Raw genomic sequence first — 16638 nt, forward strand, 5'->3', positions numbered from 1 at the left:
GCCGGCAAAGGAGTGCCCGTGGTTCCCCGTTCCGTTGTGCGCCAACGCGGCGCGATCGGCCTGATGGCCGCGCTGACCATGGGCCTGGCCCTGGTGTTCATGCTCCTGACCGTCGACAGCGGGCGCCTCTACCTCGAACAACGCAAGCTGCAACGCATCGCCGACATGGCCGCGCTGGAAGCCGCCGAACATGATGGCGCCTGCACCGGCAGCGGCCCGCAGGCATCCACCCTGGCCCGCACCGCCGCCACCCGCAACGGCCATTCGCCGCTCAACCCGCTGATCGCCAGCTGTGGCTACCTGCGCACCGGCAATGACAACCTGCGCACCTTCACTGCCGACAACCAGCGCAACGAGGCGATCAAGGTCGAGGTCAGCAATGTGGTGGTCACCAGCTTCGCCGGTGGCATCTACGCGCTGGTGCAGGGCGGTGCCATCGCCCGCACCACCACCCTGCGCGCCAGCGCGGTGGCCGCAAGCCCTGGGCCGCCCCAGGCAATGCTGAGCATTCGCAGCACACTGCTGCAGGTCAGTTCGATGCAGTCGGCCATTCTCAATGCGCTGTTGAAAGCCATCGGCGCCAGCACCCAACTCACCGTGGTGGGCTGGCAAGGCATCGCCGATACCCAGCTCAACCTGCTCGATTACCTCGACGCACTGTCCACCGACCTGCACCTGAACCTGGGCGACTACCAGCAACTGCTTAACCTCCAGACCACCGCCGACAAGCTGCTCGACGTCGCCGTCAAGGTACTGCAGCAAAGCGGCGCCGCCGTGGAGGTAACCGGCAATCTGCTCAAACTCGCCGCGGACCTGAAAGGGCCGATCACCGTTGGACAATTGCTCAACCTGCAGACAGGCACTGTCCAGGCCGGCCTGGACGCGAACGTGCAAGTGCTGCAACTGGTCCAGGCAATGATTCAGCTGGCGGCAAATCGACAAGCGGTGAATGCCGAGATCCCCATCAACGTGCTGGGCCTGATCAACGGCCGCGTATACCTGAAGGTGATCCAGCCCCCGCAGAACTCCGCCGTAGGCGACCCGCGCAGCGATGAGTTGCGCGTCCATACCGCGCAGATCCGCGCGCTGGTGTCACTGGACCTGCCCCTGCTCAGCGGCATCGCCGGGTTGCTCAACGCCGTGCTGGACCTGGCGGCGCCCTTGACCAACGTGCTCAACAACCTGCTCAGCCTGAACCTGCTGGGCACCGTGCAGTCGCTGACCTGCGCCCTGGGCATCCCGTGCAAGGTCAGCGACATCAAGCTGCTGGACAGCCAGGTGCACATCGACATCGGCATCGAAGTGGCCGAAGGCACCAGCCGCCTGCGCCCGGCGCCGCCCGACAACTACAGCTGCGCGCCCAAGAGCCTGACCACCCTCACCCAGCGCTCGGCGGCGAGGATCGCCATCGGCAAGTTCGACTCACCGGCCGACTTCCTCAGCAAGGGGCCTGACCTGGTCAAAGTGCAGGCCCTGCCGGTCATCGATATCGGCACCAATGTCTGCAGCCGCCTGCTGATCCTGCCGCCGTCCTGCGGTACACGGGTGCCCTATGCCGGCGGCGGTATCGGCCTGCGGGTGGACACCAAGCTGCTCGGCAGCGGCGCGACGGAAAAAACACTGGTCTTCGCCGGCGACCATGCCCCGCGCCCTATCGGCCAGGACCCGATGTTCCAGCCGATGGATAGCGACCAGGCCCAGGTGGTGGGCAGCCTGTCCGGCACGCTTGCCGGTGTTCATCTGGAAGCCTACAGGCCCACTGCCAACAGCGGCCTCGGCCAGGTGCTGGTGCTCACCGCCGGGCTGCTGGACGGGGTGAAGAACATCCTCGAGCCGATCATCAGGAACCTGCTCAGCCCCTTGCTCGATCCACTGGTCAACGGCTTGCTCAAGGTGCTGGGTATCGACCTGGCCAGCGCCGAGGTCGGCGCCAACCTCAGTTGCTCCAGCGGCCACGCTCAGCTGGTGCAGTGAACCGGCAGCGCGATGCAGAAGCACGCGCCCTCGGGTGAATTGCTCACCGTCAGCTCGCCGCCCATCTGGCTGACGATGCCGTGGCTGACCGATAGCCCCAGCCCGGTGCCGACACCGGCCGGCTTGGTGGTGAAGAAAGGTTCGAAGATCCGCTCGTGCAGCCGCGCATCGATGCCGCCGGCATTGTCCTCCACCAGCAGCCACAGCCGCTCGCCATGCAGCGCCTGGCGCACGCGGATCCAGGGCCGCGCCACCTGCTGCTCCAGCAAGGCGTCACGGGCGTTGACCATCAGGTTGATCAGCACCTGCTCCAGCTGGTCCTGATGCCCGAGCACCTGTGGCATCGCCTCGGGCGATTCCAGGTGTAGCGTCACGCCCTTGCCGCGCAGGCCCTCCTCCAGCAATGCATGGGCGCCCTGTACCGCGCCCCAGGCGGCGAAGCGCTCGCGCTCCACCGTCGAACGCCGGCCATACACGCGCATGTGCTCGACCAACCGGGCCGCGCGCTCTACCTGCGCCTCGATGCGACGCAACTTGTCCTCCAGGTAGGCCGGATCGGCGGCGCCGTTCTCCAGGCGTTTGAGCGCGTTGACCACCGCCATGCGCATCACGTTGAGCGGTTGGTTGATCTCGTGCAGCAGGCCGGTGGCCAACTCGCCGAGGGTGGCCATCTTGGCACCCTGCAACAGCTGCTGCTGGCTGCGCCGCACCTCGGTGTTGTCACGGCCCACGGCCTGGACCTCGAGCAGGCGGCCTTCACCGTCGAACAGGCCGCGGTCGGCCCAGACCCACCAGGCATGCTCACGGCCAGGCAACTGCAGGCAGATCTCCGCGCTGCTCAGCGGTTGCTCGGGCGTCAGTGCCCGCAGGCGCTGGACGAACCCCTCGCGCTGGTCGGCGGACAACCATTGCCCCAGGTCCGCGCCCTGCAACTGCTCGGGCGTGCAGCCGAGGTAATCGGCCAGCGGGCGATTGCCAAACAGCACGGTGAGGTCCGGGCGATAGCGGCAGATCATGGCCGGCGAGTCCTCCACCAACACCCGATAGCGTTCCTCGCTCTGGCGCATGCGCTCGGCGGCCTCGGTGGCTTCGCTGACGTCCAGCCATAGGCCGACCACTTCCAGCGGCTGGCCGAGGTCGTCACGCAGCAGGCGGGCCTCGTCGAGCATCCAGTGGTAGCCACCGAGGTGGTCGCGCAGGCGATAGCGGCAACGCACCAGGCCATCGCGCAGCAGGCTGCGGGTGCGCTCCAGCCACAGCGGGCGGTCGTCGGGGTGCACCGCCAGACCAGGCTGGCGGGCGAGTTCGCCGTCGGCCTCCCAGCCCAGCAACGGCGCCAGGCTGGCGCTGTAGAAATCGCTGTGCAGCGCGCCCTCGGCATACCGCTGGACGTAGATCACCGCAGGTGAGCGGGCAATCAGGTTCTCCAGCCGCGCCCGGGCCGCGCCGGCCTGTTGCTCCTGGGCCTTGAGGGCGCTTATATCGAGCAGGAAACCGCGCAGTTGGCCGCCCCGGCCCTGGCCGGCCCAATGGAACCAGCGCGGCGCCGCGAGCGGGTCACGGTCCAGCAGACGCACGCCCAGGCTCAACGCCTGCCCGTCACGAGCCTGGTCCAAGGCCAACTGCGCCGGTTCGCGGTCGGCCGGGTGCAGGCGGGCAAGCCATTGCGCCAGGCTGGTACGGCTGGCCAGCCCAAGGGTCGCGGCCAGGGCCGGGTCCAGTTGCAGGTCGCCGTGCGCCGGCCACTCCCACCACCCTGCGCCCAACTGCTGCTGCAGGTCGTCGAGGTGATGGGCCTGGTGCTGCAGTTGCTGGCGGCGATGACGTACCAGCAGCGGCTCGGTCAAGCTGCGCACCAGGGCCATGGCCATGTCGACCGCAGGCACCTGGTGCGCCCCGGCGCACAACAGCCAGGCCTCGGCCTCCAGCCCTTGCCGGTAGGGCACCAGGAACAGCGAGGCGCCTCCGCACAGGGCGAGCAGATCAGGGTCGTCGCACACTTCGATCAGGGTCTGGGCCGGCCACTGCTCCAGCCTGTCCCGTAACCGACGGTCATCGGGCCAGGGCCAGGTATCGTCGCTGCTGGCGAAGTGGCGCCAGCCGCCCGGCTCGCGCAGCACCAGGCGCAGCGCGGCGGCCTGCCAATGGTCAGCCAGGCTGCGCAACTGCTCACGCACCGTTTGCGCCAGACGCTCGGCGCCGCATTCGCGCAGGGCATGGCCGATCTCACCGAGCAGTGGCCGCTGGCGATCCCAGCGCTGTTCGCGGAGCAGGTCGCCGATATCGAACAGCTGCAACATCCAGCCCTGCTCGTGGCGTTGCAGCCAGCCACGGGTGTGCAGGGCGTGGCCCATGACCGTATGAAAGTCGAGGTCCAGTGGCTGCCCCTGCCAGTCGGCGGGGTGGCCCTCAAGCACCAGCCAGCTGTGTCGTTCAAGGTAGTCGTGCACCCGCGCGCCAGCCTGGCCGGGCAATGCCAGCAAGCTGCGCAGCGGGCCGGCCAGGCGCAGCACCCGCGCCTGGTCGTCAAGCCACAGCTGCAGGCCGACGGCGGGTGTCGCCTCGGGCGCCTGGGCGGGGGCCGGCGCGGCAAACCAGCGGTCGAACAGACCACCACTCACAGTTGCAGGCTCGCCTGGGCCTGCAGCCGCGCGGGCAACTTCGGCACATCACCGACCACGGGCAGCAACAGGATCGGCACCACGCGCTCAAGCCGCTCGCGCGGATAGTCGATCACCACCGTCAGCACCTTGTCCTCACCCACGGTGACCCGGGTATCGGTGTTCACGTTGAAGCCCAACGCATCGGGCATCCACGCCAGCTGCTGGCCGATCACCTGGCGGGCCAGCCCCTCCACGTCCAGCTCGTAGGTCTGGCTGCTCGGGTCCACGGCCACGCAACGGCGCACCGCCTCGCTGCTGGCCTGGTTGAACGACTGCAGCATGAGCATCGGCAAGGCGTAGCTGACCAGCCCGTAGAACACCGCGAAAAACACCATGAATACCGCGACAAACTCGATGGCAGCCGCGCCTTTTTGTTGTCCCGCCGGGCCTGCTTTCATGTTCGCGTCTACCCTGACTGTGAGACCTGTCTGAAAGCATAGAACCGTTCAACGAATAGGGATGGCATTTTGCCAATGCAAAGCATTGTTCTCCTGCTGTGGCTTGCCTTGTGCACCGAACAAGATGTCCGTGAACGGCAAATCTCCAACGCCCTGACCCTGGGCGTCGCGGCGTGCGCCCTGGCCTGGCTGTTCGCCACCGGACACAGCTGGATCGGCGCCGACGCCAGCGAGGCGGGCTGGGGCCTGGCCATCGTCATGCTGCTCACCCTGCCCGGCTACATGCTCGGCCGCTTCGGCGCCGGCGACGTGAAACTGATGGGCGCCCTGGCCCTGGCCACCAGCCCGCAGTACGTGCTCGGCACCTTCATCGGCGCCGGGGTCACCGTCCTGGCCTGGATGTTCGGCCGCCGGCGCCTGTGGACCCTGCTCAACCCCAAGGTGAAGAAGCGCCTGCAAGCGCTGGCCGAACAGGTCGGCGACAAGCAGCCCTTTGCCCCCTATGTGCTCGCGGGCTTTCTTCTGACAGCCGTATGGATCCAATAATCGACCGAGCGGTCGTAATCTGGAGTAGGACAAATGTACATAACGGCAAAGTGCGACTACTTTTCTAACTGCCAGAGCGTCTGGCCCGGGAGCAGGGCCGATACAACAGGGAGTTGATCGTGAACAAACCCGTCAGTGAGGTGAAAGTGCTGGTGGTCGACGACCAGCCAGTGATCGTCGAAGAGTTGTGCGAGTTCCTCGAAAGCGAGGGCTACCGTTGTGTCCCCGCCCACTCCACCGGCCAGGGCATCGACTGCTTCAAGGCGGACGAGACCATCGGCCTGATCCTGTGCGACCTGCACATGCCCGAGCGCGATGGCATCGAACTGGTGCGCACGTTGAAGCAGATCGCCGGGCCGCAGCGCATGTTCGAGGCGATCATGTTGACCGGCCGTGCCGACAAGCAGGACGTGATCCGCGCCCTGCGCGAGGGCTTCGCCGACTACTACCAGAAACCCATGGACCTGGGCGAACTGCTCGAAGGCGTTCGGCGCCAGGAAACCGCGCTGCTGGAGCGGCGGCGCAACTTCCGCGAACTGGGCAGCCTCAACCAGCGCCTGCAGGAGCTGGCCGAGTCCATCGACGACCTCTACCAGGACCTGGAAAAGGCCCGGGGCCAGGGCGCCCATCGGCGCGCCGGTGATAGCGAGGAAGGCGAGCCAGAGTTGCCGGCGGCGTTCGAGAAGCTGTCGCCGCGGCAACTGGAAGTCGCCCGGCTGGTGAGCAAGGGCAAGACCAACTACCAGATCGCCTGCGAACTGGGCATCACCGAGAACACGGTGAAGCTGTACGTGTCCCAGGTGCTGCGCCTGACCCACATGCACAATCGCACGCAACTGGCACTGGCGTTGACCCCACGCTCTTCGCCGGTGCATCAGCGCTTTACCACCCATTGACTGCCTTGATTCTGATCGCGGGGCCAGGCCGCGATCAGGCACTCAATTGTTCGACGAACTGATCTTGGTCCAGCGGTAGAAATCCGGGATCGGATACTTGTAGCTGTCCAGCCAGCGCTGCATGGCCTGGTCGCGTTCCTTGTCGGTCTGCACCTGGCGCACGCTGGAGGCCTGGCGGTTGCTCGCCTGCACCTGCAACAGGGCTTCGGTGGCGGTCTGCGGGCGCGGCTGGCGCGGCGGGTCCTCGGCCAGCGCCGACAGTGGCGTGGCCAGGCAGGCGAGGACGATCCAGGGTTTGAACATGTTCACCTCCGCTCAGTTGATGGCCGCGGCCGGGGATTCGGTGGCGGCCAGCGGGCCACGCCCGTTGACAAGAATGCGCTGCGCCCGGGCCTGGGCCTCGGCGAACTGCTCGGGCTTCAGGTGCAGGCGATTGACCAGGTCCTCCGCCTGGCGCCAGTTGTCCTGCACCAGCGACAGGGTCACCAGGTTGACGGCCGGCAGCGGGTTGTCGTCCTTGAGCTCGATGGCGGTGAGAAACTCGAAACGCGCCTGCTCGTGATTGCCCAGGTTCATCTGCACCACGCCCAGGTCGTTGCGCACCTTCTCGTCGGTGGGCGCCAGCCGCGCCGCGCGTTGCAGGTTGCGCAGGGCTTGGGCGTCGTCGCCGCGGGCCGAGGCCAGTTGCCCCAGGCCGTGCTCGCCTTCGGCGGCCAGGCAGCCGCCGAGCAGGCTGCGGTAGAGCGGTTCGGCCTCGGCGCGCCCAAGCAGGCGCAGCACCTTGGCCTTGCGCAAACGCACCTGGTCGAGCTGCTCGGGCAACTGCTCCAGGTGGGCGAGTCCTGCGTGCGGTCGGCCTTCGCTGATCATCTGGTCGGCCATGTCCAGGCTCAACTGCTGGTCGGCGTCGGGCTTGCCACAGGTACCGCCACCCAACAGGCGCGTCAGGCCTTCGGGGGACTGCCCGGCGCAGCCGCCGAGCAGCAGCAGGCTGATGAACGTCAGGATGGCTTTCATTGCGCGTCTCCCCCTATCAATGCCCGAATGTTCCGGCGCTCATGAGCCCAAGGCCCGCGCCAGGGCGGAAAACCCCGGCCCGGCCAGGACGATGAGCAAGGCCGGGAACAGGAACACCATCATCACCGCCGACATCTTCGCCGACATTTTCGACACCCGCTCCTGCAGGCCGGTCAGGCGGCGGTCATCAAGCAGTTCCTTGAGCGCCAGCAGCGACTTCATCGAGCCACTGCCCTGCACCAGCAGTTGCTGGAGGATGACGCAGGTGTCGATGAACTCGTCCACCGCCAGCAGGCGCGCGGTCTTTTCCAGCTCCGCGCCCAGGGCCAGGCCGGAGTCGACCCGCTGCAACACCAGGCGCAACTCTTCGCTGATGTTCGGCACCAGGCTACGGCCTTCCTGGGCCAGCACGCGCAGGGCCTGCTCCACCGCCAGCCCGGTTTCGAAGAGGATGCGCAGCAACGGAATGAACAGGCTCACTTCCTCGGCGATTCGTCGCTGGCGCCGGGCCGCCGCCACGACCAGCAGGCGCTTGGGCAACAGGTAGCCCGCGCCCAGCGCACAGAGCACCAGCACGCCCCAGTGCCCGCGGTTTTCCCCGGGCAGGCCATGGGCCAACAGCAGCGCCATGCCCACTGCCAGCACCGGCAGGCCCAATTGCACGGCGGCGAACAGTGCGCGTTGCCGGCTGCGCCGCCAGCCCAGGCGGTCAAGCAGCGCCTGGGTCTCGCCGTCCAGCCGTTGCAGGCGCCGCCCCCACGGGCTGCTGCCCAGCCACTGCAACCAGTCGCCAAGGCGCTCGTCGCGGTCCAGTCGCCCCTGCAGGCGCCGCGCCACGCGCTGGCGAGCGCGCCACTGGCGGATGGCCTGCGCGGCCAGCAGGGCGAACGCGGCGAACAGGCACAGGGCGCTGAGCATCAAGGCCATGGTCACAGGCTCCTCATCATGCGCCACAGCACCAGGCAGCCGACTGCCTGCATGACAAAGGCGAACAGCAGCATCATCTGGCCGCTGGCGTCACGCCACATGGCCAGCAGGTAGGTGGGGTTGGCGAACAGGAAGTAGCCGACCATCACCAGCGGCAGCGCGCCGAGGATCCACGCGGTGATGCGGGTTTCGCCGGTCATGGCGCGCAGTTGCCGGTCGCCCTGCTCGTGTTCGCGGATCAGCTTGATCAGGTTTTCCATCAGTTCGCTGGCGTTGCCGCCGTGGCGCTGGTTGATGCGCAACCCCAGGGCGAACATGCGCAGCTCGGCCTGGCCGTAGAGTTCGGCGAACTCGCTGACGGCATCCTCCAGCGGCACACCGAGCTGCACGTTGCGGCGCACCCGCAGCATCGCCGAGCGCAACGGCTCGCGGGTGCTGTCGACACCGCCGAGCACCGCCTCGTTGAGGGTGCGTCCGGCCTTGAGGCTGCGCACGCTGTAATCGAGCAGGCCGGGCAATTGCTGGACGATCTGCTGCAGGCGCCGTCGGCAGCGCCAACTCAGGTACAGGTGGCCGAGCAGAGGCAGGCCCGCCAGCACCATCAGTGCCGCCACCCAGCCGGCCAGCAGGCCGGCGAGCAGGGTCAGCGCCAGCCAGCCCAGCAGCCAGGGGCGCGGGGAAAAATCGGCATGGGCAAGGCCGGCACGCTGCAGCAACGGGTCGAGCCAATCGCGCCGTGCCGTGCCGCTGCGCACGGCACGGTAGGCCCGGCCCAGGCGTTCGAGGATGCGCTCTTCGCCGCGCTTGTACAGGCCCAGGCGCCACAGCAGCAAGGCCATGCCCAGGCACAGGGGCGACAGCGCCAGCAGCAACGGGCCCATCACAGCACCCCTTCGTGGCGCAGCTTGCCGCCGGCGGGGTTCGGCGCCTCGCGCAGAAAACCTTCGCCACTGCGCCGGTCCAGGCGGAACAAGGTGTTGGTGACATACACATCGTCACGCACCCCGACCACTTCGAGCACCTCGCTGACGCAGCGCCGACCATCGGCCAGACGGGTCAGCTGGATCACTACGTCCAGCGCGGCGCAGATCATCTGCCGCAAGGTCTTCTCGGCAATCTGCCGCCCCGTTAGGCCGACCAGGGTTTCCAGGCGCAGCAGGGCGTCCTGGGCGGTGTTGGCGTGCACCGTGCTCATCGAACCGTCGTGGCCGGTGTTCATCGCGGTCATCACATCGAGCACCTCGGCGCCGCGGATCTCACCGAGGATGATGCGGTCGGGGCGCATGCGCAGGGCGTTGCGGATCAGCTCGCTGGCCTTGATCTCGCCGTGGCCCTCGGCATTCGGCGGGCGGGTTTCCAGGCGCACCACGTGGGGATGGTGCAATTGCAGTTCGGCCACGTCCTCGATGGTCACCAGGCGCTCCTGGGGCGCGATCATCTGGCTGAGGATATTGAGCAGGGTGGTCTTGCCGGTGCCGGTGCCGCCACTGACCAGGATGTTGCAGCGCCGGCCCACGGCGCGTTCGAGAAAGTCGTAGATGGGCTGGTCGATGGCCCGGGTGGCCAGCAGGTCGGCGCTCTTGAGCATGTCCTGGCGGAACTTGCGGATCGACAGGCACGGCCCGTCCAGGGCCACCGGCGGGATGATCGCGTTGACCCGGCTGCCATCGGGCATGCGCGCATCGACCATCGGCGACGACTCGTCCAGGCGTCGGCCCAGGGGCGCGAGGATGCGTTGCATGACCCGCTCGACATGGTGCGCGTCGATGAAGCGCAGGTCAGTCTGCTGCAGCAGGCCGGAGCGCTCGACGAACACCCGGTACGGGCCGTTGACCAGGATCTCGGTGACGCTCGGGTCGCGCAGCAGCACCTCCAGCGGACCATAACCGGTGAGCTCGTCGACGATCTCCTCGGCCAGGCGTTCCATCTCGTAGCGCGACAGGGCCAGGCGCAGGCGCGCCACATAGTCGCCCACCTGCTCGAGGACGAACTGCGCCAGCACCGGCCGCGCGCCCTCCAGCAGGTTGCGGCCGCTGTCCTCGATGGCATCGATGACATGCCGGTGCAGGGCGCGCTTGAGCGCCTGCGGGTCACTGGCCGCGTGACGTGGGCCGCCAAAGGGTTCTTCGCTGATCATCGGTTGCCCCACAGCCGGCGCAGCCAGGTCTGGCCCGGCGGCGCGAGGTTTTCCGAGCGCCGCGCCAGGCGCTCGCCGAGGCCGCGCAGGGCCTGGGTCAGGCCTTCACGCGGGGCCAGCTCGAACAGGCTCAGGCCCTGGTTCTTGGCGTTCAGGCGTACCTCCGGGCTGTACGGCATGACCTTGAGCAAGGGCAGCCCGTAGCGCTTGGCCAGGGCCTCGGCATCCGGCGCCACCTGGCGCAGGTAGCGGTCCACCAGCAGGCTGGCGTGATCGAGCTTGATGCCCCGATCGCGCCACTGCTCGAGTACGTCGAGGTTGCGCCGGCAGTCGAGGATGTTCTGGTCGGTGTAGACGATCAGCTTGTCGCAGTGGCTGACGAGGGTGCGCAGCGCCTCGCTGTCGGCCTGCCCGGTGAGGTTCACGACGATGTGCTGGAAGTGCTGGCGCAGGGCGCCGAGGAGCATGTGCAGCTCAGCGGCGCTGGACTGTTGCAGGGCCTCGTCGTTGTCGGCATAGGCGAGGATGCGCAGGCCGCCCTTGTCGCGGGTGAAGGCGCTGTCGATCAGGGTGGTGTCGAGCCGGCGCAGATGGCGCAGGGCATCGCCGAAATGGAACGACGCCTCAAGGCCGAGCAAGGCCAGGCTGTCGCCGCGGGGCAGGCCGAGGTCGAGCAGCAGGGTCTGCTGCCCGCTCTCCTGCACCACCCGCGCCAGGTGGGTGGTGAGCAGCGCGCCATCGGCGCCGCGCTGGGCACCGTAGAGCACGGTGAGGCCGCCCAGGCTGGGGTTGCTGGTGGCCGTCGGCAAGCGCTTGCCCAGGCGCCGCACCAGCCCCGCCACCTCGCTGGCGCGCGAGCCGTAGGCGACGAAGTCACGGGCGCCGGCGCGCATGGCGTGCAGCACCAGTTGGTTGTCCATGCCGTCGCCGAGGGCGACGATGGCCAGCATCGGCTTGGCTTCCAGCAGGCCTTCGATCAACGCGCACTGGCCGATCAGCTGTTCGCGGTCCAGGCCGATGAACACCAGGTTGCTGAAGGTCATGTCGACCAGCGCCAGCAACTCGTCGAGGTTCGGGCTGCTGGCACCGATCACCTGCCCCAGCGGCGCCAACGCGCCCTGCAGCCAGTGCAGGTCCTCGTCGTTGCGGGTCAGGGCCAGGTAGGTCTGGTTCAGGCTTTCGCTCATTGGGACAACCCGCCACGGCCTTCGAAGTTGCCGTTTTCCATGAAGAACAGGCGGCCCCAGCTGGGGTCGTAGGTACGCAGCGCCTCGCCCGGCAGCTCCGGCAGGCGCGCATTGGCGGCCAGTGGCTGGACCAGGTGCGGGGTGACGATCATCAGCAGCTCGGTCTCTTCGCGGTTGAGCGCCGACTGGCGGAAGAACGCACCGATGATCGGCAGGTTGCCCAAGCCCGGCATCTTGTCCACGGCCGAGCGCACGTTGCTGCTGATCAGCCCGCTGATGATGAAGCTCTCGCCATCGGCCAGCGAGATGCTGGTGTCGGTGCGGCGTACGCTCAGGCCCGGCACTTGGGTGCCGGCAATGACCACCGCGTTGTTGTAGTCGAGTTCGCTGACCTCGGGCGCCACCTTGAGGGTGATGCGGTTGCGGCTGACCACGGTCGGGGTCAATGCCAGGCGCACGCCGAACTCCTTGTATTCGATCGACACATTGTCGCTGCCGCTGCTGGGCACCGGGATGGGGATCTCGCCACCGGCCAGGAAGCTCGCGGTCAGGCCGCTGAGCACGGTCAGGCTGGGGCGGGCCAGGGTGTAGGCGAAGCCGCTGTTCTCCAGGGCGTTGATCATCGCCAGGAAGCGGCTGCTGCCACCGCCCCAGACGATGTTGAAGACGTCGTTGTCGAGCGGGATGCCGGGCCGCACATCGGCGTAGGTCACCGGGTTGGTGCCGGTGGCGATGCCCGGCACGTAGCCGGGGCGCACCACGGTGTTGGGCACGGTATTGGGCGAGCCGATCAGGCTGTTGTTCGAGCCCTTGAAGAACAACCGCGCACCGGCCTCCTTGTACTTCAGGCGGCGCACCTCGACGAAGCGGATATCGGCCTGAACCTGCACGGGCAGGTCCTCCTGGGCCGTGGGCTGTTGCGCGGCCTCTGCCATGTCGGCGCTGGCCCGGCCCTTGACGAACAGCATGGCGCGGTGCGGCTGGGCGGCGCAGTCGGTCCACAACATCAGGCTGGTGGTGCCCTGCCCCACCGCCGTGAGCAGCACGGCCCGCTCGCCGCTGGGCTGGACATCGGCCACCTTGGGCTCGCCGACCGCCGCCCGGGTGATGGCCACTGGCAGACGTAACTCCTGTTGCAGGCCCTGGTCCATCTCGATAACCGAGGGCAGTTGGCCGAAGGCCGCGCAACCCTTGGCGGCCGCCTGCGCCGTCGGTGCGAGCAAGGCCAGGGCCAGCAGCGCCGGGGCCAGCCAGTTGCCTCGTGGAGTAACACGCAAAGAACTACGCATGGATCGCATCCTTGCCGGTTCAGGGAGTCTTGTTGTTGTCGCCGTTCTGCGCGCCGCGGATGATCTGCATGGTCGGCGCGCCCGCCGCCGCGGCCGCCGCCTGGCTGGCCAGAGGCACCTGGGACAGCTGGCTGAAGCGGTAGAGGTCGCGGTTGGCCGTCTCCAGTTGCGGGCTGGCATCCTGGCCGGACCAGTACCCGGCCAGCAGCGGCTCGTCGGCACTGCGCACCGCCAGGCGCAGGGTCCCGGCCTGGGCCGCCAGCATCAGCCGGCTGGCCAGGGCCTCGGGCACGGCCAGGCCCACGGTGCGCACAGGGTTGCTGGCGATGGACTGCTGGTCGCGGCGGGCCTTCTGCTCTTCGGCGCTCTGGGCCGGGCGCCCATCGTTGGCCAGGCCCGTCTGCTGGTCGACACTGAGCACGCGCAAGGCCGGCAACACCACCTGGGCGGAGGATTGCGGGTTGTTGTTTTCTTCACGCAGGAACAGCAGCACGTCGACATAATCGCCTGGGCGCAGTTGCCCGGCGGCACCGATCACATCGTCGATGGCCACCGCGACCGCTCGTTCGTGGGCGCGAATCATCCGCGCCAGGGGGCCGCCGGCCTGGAAACTCGACTCGTCCAGCCAACTGCCGGCAGCCAGGGGCCGAGCGCTGCTGCGCCCGAGCACCTGGTCAAGTTGCTGGAAAGCACCGGCCGGCACTACCTGCAGGCGCTCGAGAAGCACATCATCCTCGCTCAAGGGGGTGTTGGCCGCGACTGCCCTGCGCAGGACCACTATGGGCGAGCGTGGTGGTTCCGGGGGTGCAGCGGGTACGGCAGCGGCCGGGATGGCGGCCTCGCTGGGTGGCGTGAGGGGTGCCGGCGCAGGCTCGGGCGGACGGCTAAGGCGCAGGCCCCAGTACCCCGCGAGCAAGGCCGCGAGCAGGAACAGGCCGGCGAGGATCATGGTCAGGCGACTGCTCATCTGCGCTCTCCCTTACGCCCGGGACCAATGATGGCAAAAAGTAACTATTTCGCTATTGGACGGTAGCTGAGGCGCAATCTTTCGCCATTACCTGTGCTGGTTTTTTCGAGCCACGAAATTGACGCACCAACAAAACAAAAACTTAGCGCCGCCAATTCAAACCAATACTTTTGGATTAATGCTTTTTTACATTTGCAGGCCGCCACGGCTTGGCGATGCTCTGATGGCAAAGGGGTATCATTTATCAAGCCCCTCCGACCGGCGCCCATCGAGCGCAAGGAGACGTGCCATGCTGCTGCAACAGATCCTCCTCCACGTGAAGACTTTCCTCCTGCGCAAGGACGGCGCCTCCGGTATCGAATACGCGGTGATCGCGGCCATGGTCGCGGTGGTACTGGCTGGCTTCGTCACACCCATCTCCACCGAAGTGTCGGAGATCATGACCAAGATCCAGACCGCGATCACCCAGTGACCGCACCGCGCCAGCGAGACGTGTAGTCCAACCGCCCGGAGCCAAGCATGCCGACCTCTTCCTTGCGTCAACAGATCCTGCTGGTGGACGACGAGGAGGAGGCCTTGCTGGAGCTGGCCGAGCTGCTGGAAAACGAAGGTTTCTGTTGTCACACCGCCACCTCGGTCAGGTCAGCCCTGCAACAGCTGACCCGCCACCCCGATGTCGCCCTGGTGATCACCGACCTGCGCATGCCCGAGGAAAGCGGCCTGGGCCTGGTCCAGCGCCTGCGCGAACATACCGCGCGCCAGCATTTGCCGGTGATCGTCATGTCCGGGCATGCCGACATGGACGATGTCAGCGACCTGCTGCGCCTGCAGGTGCTCGACCTGTTCCGCAAGCCGATCTATCACGCCCGCCTGCTCGAGACGCTGGAGAACCTGTTTCCCAAGCCGTTGATGCAGGCGGTGAAATAACGCCCTCCCACAACGCGCCCTGCCAGCAACGTGATCGCCTACAATTGATAACTGAAACTCAGATTCAGCCGTGGCCTCCGGTTGAAGCTGTCCAGCGCCATGTCCGACATCGGCTTGGCCACCTCCACCGCGATGTTGTAGTAGCGCATATCGCCAAAGCGCAGCCCCAGCGCCGCCGACGACATCTTCGAGTCGCGCACGTCCAGCGCGTTGAACCAGGCCCGCGCGGTGTCGAGCGCCACGTACGGCTGCACGACCTTGAGCCAGCCAGCGTCGCGCCGGAAGCTGTAGTTGAGCTCGTAGGCCAGCCCCCAGCCCTTGTCACCGGAACCCTGGTCGCTGGGGTAGCCGCGCCCGAAGTTCTGCCCGCCGAACACCGCCCGCTCGCTGTCGGGCAGGCTGTCGTTGCTCCAGTAGGCCGCCGCCGATGCCACGCCCTGCCAGTTGTCGCTGAAGTTGTCGCTCTGCACGCCCGAAACCCGCAGGCGCAGGAAGTCCAGGTCGTAGTCGGCATTGGTGTTGGCGCCAAGGCGGTCCAAGCCCTGGTAGACACCGGCACTGATAATGCGCAGGCGGCGCACCTCGGCCTTGCGCCAGTCGCCCTCGAAGGACAGCGCGCGGATATCGGTCTCGCTGTCCAGGCGCAGGGGGAAACCCACCACCTGGTAATCGATGCGGTCGTTGACCACGTAGAAGCGCCCGACCACCTCCAGCCATTCACTGGGCGAGGCGATCAGCGATTGGCTGATGCCCACCGAGTAGCGTTCGTTCTCACGGTGCTGGGTCAGGTCGATGCCGTTGTCCAGACGAATGCGCGCCTTGGGGTCGCTGCGGTAGCGCGAAGCCGACAACAACAGCTTCGAGCCTTCGGCATCGAGGAACTGGCTGTAGTCGAGGCGGTAGTAATGCTCCTTGTCCTCGCCGGGCGGTACCAGCACGCTGGCGCTCAATTGTTCGGCGAAGCGGGTCTGCGCGTTGCTGCTGGCGCCCAGCAGTGCCTGCAGGTCGTCGCGGCTGCCGTCGTTGAGGCTCAAGGTGGTGGTCACCGGCTTGCGCGACACCTGGGCGAGCAGGCGGGTCGCGCCGTCGGTGGTCGCCGGTGGCGGCACTTGGGCCTGGAACGTCACCCCGGGGATGCGCCCGGCCAGGCTGGTATAGCGCTCGAAGCTTTCGCGGGTCAACGGACGCTCGGCCTTGAGCCGGTCCAGCAGTTGCACCAGATAAGCCCGCGCCGCGCCGATGTCGCCCTCGATCCGATAGTCGTGGATGTAGCCTTCCACCAGCACCACCCGCACCCGGCCATCGGCGAAGTCCTGGGGCGGCAGGTAGGCGTATGACAGCAGGTAGCCGTCCTGCTGGTAGCGCTGGGTGAGGCGGCGGGTGGTCTCGATCAGCTCGGCGAGCGTGACCTCGCGCCCGATCACCGGTTGGAAATGCTCGCGCAGGTCGCTCAGGGGGTAGACGGTGCCGCCCTCGAAACGCACCTTGCGCACCGCCACCCGGGTATTCATCAGCAACGGTGGTTGCCGCGCGGTGTCCACGCTGGGCACGCGCAAGCCGGGCTGGTCGGGCCGGTAGGCATCCACCGGCAGGTTGGGCGTGGGCAGGCGCCATTCGGTTTCGTTGCTGTTGAGGAAACTCGGCAGGGGTTCACCCCGGGCCAGGCAGGCTGCGGACAGCCCCAGCATCGTCAGCAGCAATCGGCGCATT

At 67.4% G+C, this 16638-nt stretch carries 16 protein-coding genes; 5 read left to right on the plus strand and 11 right to left on the minus strand.

Annotation, left to right across the window (positions count from 1 at the left end):
- Nucleotides 1-18: 18 nt before the first annotated feature.
- Entirely contained in the window at nucleotides 19-1974 is a 1956-nt protein-coding gene (locus ABZO33_RS24280) for a pilus assembly protein TadG-related protein (protein ID WP_414538116.1), read from the plus strand.
- On the opposite strand, the gene ABZO33_RS24285 is transcribed toward ABZO33_RS24280, so the two are convergent.
- Together ABZO33_RS24285 and ABZO33_RS24290 are read right to left on the minus strand one after the other, a co-directional pair.
- Complete coding sequence (locus ABZO33_RS24285; RefSeq protein ID WP_414538117.1) at nucleotides 1959-4595, minus strand: ATP-binding protein; 2637 nt, start codon at nucleotides 4593-4595, stop codon at nucleotides 1959-1961. The genes ABZO33_RS24280 and ABZO33_RS24285 overlap by 16 nt on opposite strands.
- Nucleotides 4592-5035, minus strand: a complete 444-nt coding sequence (locus ABZO33_RS24290) for a TadE/TadG family type IV pilus assembly protein (RefSeq protein ID WP_414538118.1) — start codon at nucleotides 5033-5035, stop codon at nucleotides 4592-4594. The genes ABZO33_RS24285 and ABZO33_RS24290 overlap by 4 nt, the downstream gene beginning before the upstream one ends.
- A 75-nt stretch (nucleotides 5036-5110) precedes the next feature.
- Here ABZO33_RS24290 and ABZO33_RS24295 point away from each other — a divergent pair, with 75 nt between their 5' ends.
- Both ABZO33_RS24295 and ABZO33_RS24300 read left to right on the plus strand, forming a co-directional pair.
- Nucleotides 5111-5581 carry a prepilin peptidase gene (locus tag ABZO33_RS24295; protein ID WP_414538119.1) on the plus strand — a complete coding sequence of 157 codons (471 nt, stop codon included), beginning with the start codon at nucleotides 5111-5113 and terminating at the stop codon, nucleotides 5579-5581.
- A 113-nt stretch (nucleotides 5582-5694) separates the two neighbouring features.
- A complete protein-coding gene (locus ABZO33_RS24300; protein ID WP_414538120.1) occupies nucleotides 5695-6477 on the plus strand; it encodes a response regulator in 783 nt (260 codons plus the stop codon).
- Nucleotides 6478-6519: 42 nt separating this feature from the next.
- Here the strand turns inward: ABZO33_RS24300 and ABZO33_RS24305 are convergent, their stop codons facing one another.
- Genes ABZO33_RS24305 through cpaB form a run of 8 tightly spaced genes read right to left on the minus strand, consistent with a single transcriptional unit; the run spans nucleotide 6520 to nucleotide 14001 of the window.
- Nucleotides 6520-6780 carry a DUF3613 domain-containing protein gene (locus ABZO33_RS24305; RefSeq protein WP_414538121.1) on the minus strand — a complete coding sequence of 87 codons (261 nt, stop codon included), beginning with the start codon at nucleotides 6778-6780 and terminating at the stop codon, nucleotides 6520-6522.
- A 12-nt stretch (nucleotides 6781-6792) separates the two neighbouring features.
- Nucleotides 6793-7494 (minus strand): tetratricopeptide repeat protein, encoded by a 702-nt coding sequence (locus ABZO33_RS24310; RefSeq protein ID WP_414538122.1) that lies wholly within the window; start codon nucleotides 7492-7494, stop codon nucleotides 6793-6795.
- A 39-nt stretch (nucleotides 7495-7533) separates the two neighbouring features.
- Nucleotides 7534-8421: a type II secretion system F family protein gene (locus tag ABZO33_RS24315; RefSeq protein ID WP_414538123.1), complete on the minus strand. Its 888-nt coding sequence runs from the start codon at nucleotides 8419-8421 to the stop codon at nucleotides 7534-7536.
- A gap of 2 nt (nucleotides 8422-8423) precedes the next feature.
- A complete protein-coding gene (locus tag ABZO33_RS24320; RefSeq protein WP_110605537.1) occupies nucleotides 8424-9305 on the minus strand; it encodes a type II secretion system F family protein in 882 nt (293 codons plus the stop codon).
- Nucleotides 9302-10558, minus strand: a complete 1257-nt coding sequence (locus ABZO33_RS24325; protein WP_038706838.1) for a CpaF family protein — start codon at nucleotides 10556-10558, stop codon at nucleotides 9302-9304. Before ABZO33_RS24325 ends, ABZO33_RS24320 begins: the two co-directional genes overlap by 4 nt.
- A complete protein-coding gene (locus tag ABZO33_RS24330; RefSeq protein WP_414538124.1) occupies nucleotides 10555-11745 on the minus strand; it encodes a pilus assembly protein in 1191 nt (396 codons plus the stop codon). Before ABZO33_RS24330 ends, ABZO33_RS24325 begins: the two co-directional genes overlap by 4 nt.
- On the minus strand, nucleotides 11742-13034 hold the full coding sequence (locus tag ABZO33_RS24335; RefSeq protein WP_414538125.1) for a type II and III secretion system protein family protein: 1293 nt from the start codon (nucleotides 13032-13034) through the stop codon (nucleotides 11742-11744). Before ABZO33_RS24335 ends, ABZO33_RS24330 begins: the two co-directional genes overlap by 4 nt.
- Before the next feature lie 19 nt (nucleotides 13035-13053).
- Nucleotides 13054-14001, minus strand: coding sequence for a Flp pilus assembly protein CpaB (cpaB, locus tag ABZO33_RS24340; protein WP_414538126.1), 948 nt, complete (start codon nucleotides 13999-14001; stop codon nucleotides 13054-13056).
- Nucleotides 14002-14290: 289 nt separating this feature from the next.
- On the opposite strand from cpaB, the gene ABZO33_RS24345 reads away from it, so the two are divergent.
- Both ABZO33_RS24345 and ABZO33_RS24350 read left to right on the plus strand, forming a co-directional pair.
- Entirely contained in the window at nucleotides 14291-14473 is a 183-nt protein-coding gene (locus ABZO33_RS24345; protein WP_102684463.1) for a Flp family type IVb pilin, read from the plus strand.
- A 47-nt stretch (nucleotides 14474-14520) separates the two neighbouring features.
- The gene (locus ABZO33_RS24350; protein WP_046854132.1) at nucleotides 14521-14928 is read left to right on the plus strand and encodes a response regulator; all 408 of its coding nucleotides are present in this window, start codon (nucleotides 14521-14523) and stop codon (nucleotides 14926-14928) included.
- Nucleotides 14929-14966: 38 nt separating this feature from the next.
- Here the strand turns inward: ABZO33_RS24350 and ABZO33_RS24355 are convergent, their stop codons facing one another.
- A complete protein-coding gene (locus tag ABZO33_RS24355) occupies nucleotides 14967-16637 on the minus strand; it encodes a ShlB/FhaC/HecB family hemolysin secretion/activation protein (RefSeq protein ID WP_414538127.1) in 1671 nt (556 codons plus the stop codon).
- Between the last annotated feature and the right edge of the window lies 1 nt (nucleotide 16638).

Origin of the sequence: Pseudomonas sp. CAM1A, from assembly GCF_047501685.1 — a bacterium.
In the GTDB taxonomy this organism is placed as follows: Bacteria; Pseudomonadota; Gammaproteobacteria; order Pseudomonadales; family Pseudomonadaceae; genus Aquipseudomonas.

Coding starts and splice junctions, on each gene's coding strand:
- ABZO33_RS24290 (WP_414538118.1), bottom strand. CDS start 5,035: ATGAAAGCAGGCCCGGCGGGACAACAAAAAGGCGCGGCTGCCATCGAG.
- ABZO33_RS24295 (WP_414538119.1), top strand. CDS start 5,111: ATGCAAAGCATTGTTCTCCTGCTGTGGCTTGCCTTGTGCACCGAACAA.
- ABZO33_RS24305 (WP_414538121.1), bottom strand. CDS start 6,780: ATGTTCAAACCCTGGATCGTCCTCGCCTGCCTGGCCACGCCACTGTCG.
- ABZO33_RS24310 (WP_414538122.1), bottom strand. CDS start 7,494: ATGAAAGCCATCCTGACGTTCATCAGCCTGCTGCTGCTCGGCGGCTGC.
- ABZO33_RS24315 (WP_414538123.1), bottom strand. CDS start 8,421: ATGGCCTTGATGCTCAGCGCCCTGTGCCTGTTCGCCGCGTTCGCCCTG.
- ABZO33_RS24325 (WP_038706838.1), bottom strand. CDS start 10,558: ATGATCAGCGAAGAACCCTTTGGCGGCCCACGTCACGCGGCCAGTGAC.
- ABZO33_RS24330 (WP_414538124.1), bottom strand. CDS start 11,745: ATGAGCGAAAGCCTGAACCAGACCTACCTGGCCCTGACCCGCAACGAC.
- ABZO33_RS24335 (WP_414538125.1), bottom strand. CDS start 13,034: ATGCGTAGTTCTTTGCGTGTTACTCCACGAGGCAACTGGCTGGCCCCG.
- cpaB (WP_414538126.1), bottom strand. CDS start 14,001: ATGAGCAGTCGCCTGACCATGATCCTCGCCGGCCTGTTCCTGCTCGCG.
- ABZO33_RS24345 (WP_102684463.1), top strand. CDS start 14,291: ATGCTGCTGCAACAGATCCTCCTCCACGTGAAGACTTTCCTCCTGCGC.
- ABZO33_RS24350 (WP_046854132.1), top strand. CDS start 14,521: ATGCCGACCTCTTCCTTGCGTCAACAGATCCTGCTGGTGGACGACGAG.
- ABZO33_RS24355 (WP_414538127.1), bottom strand. CDS start 16,637: ATGCGCCGATTGCTGCTGACGATGCTGGGGCTGTCCGCAGCCTGCCTG.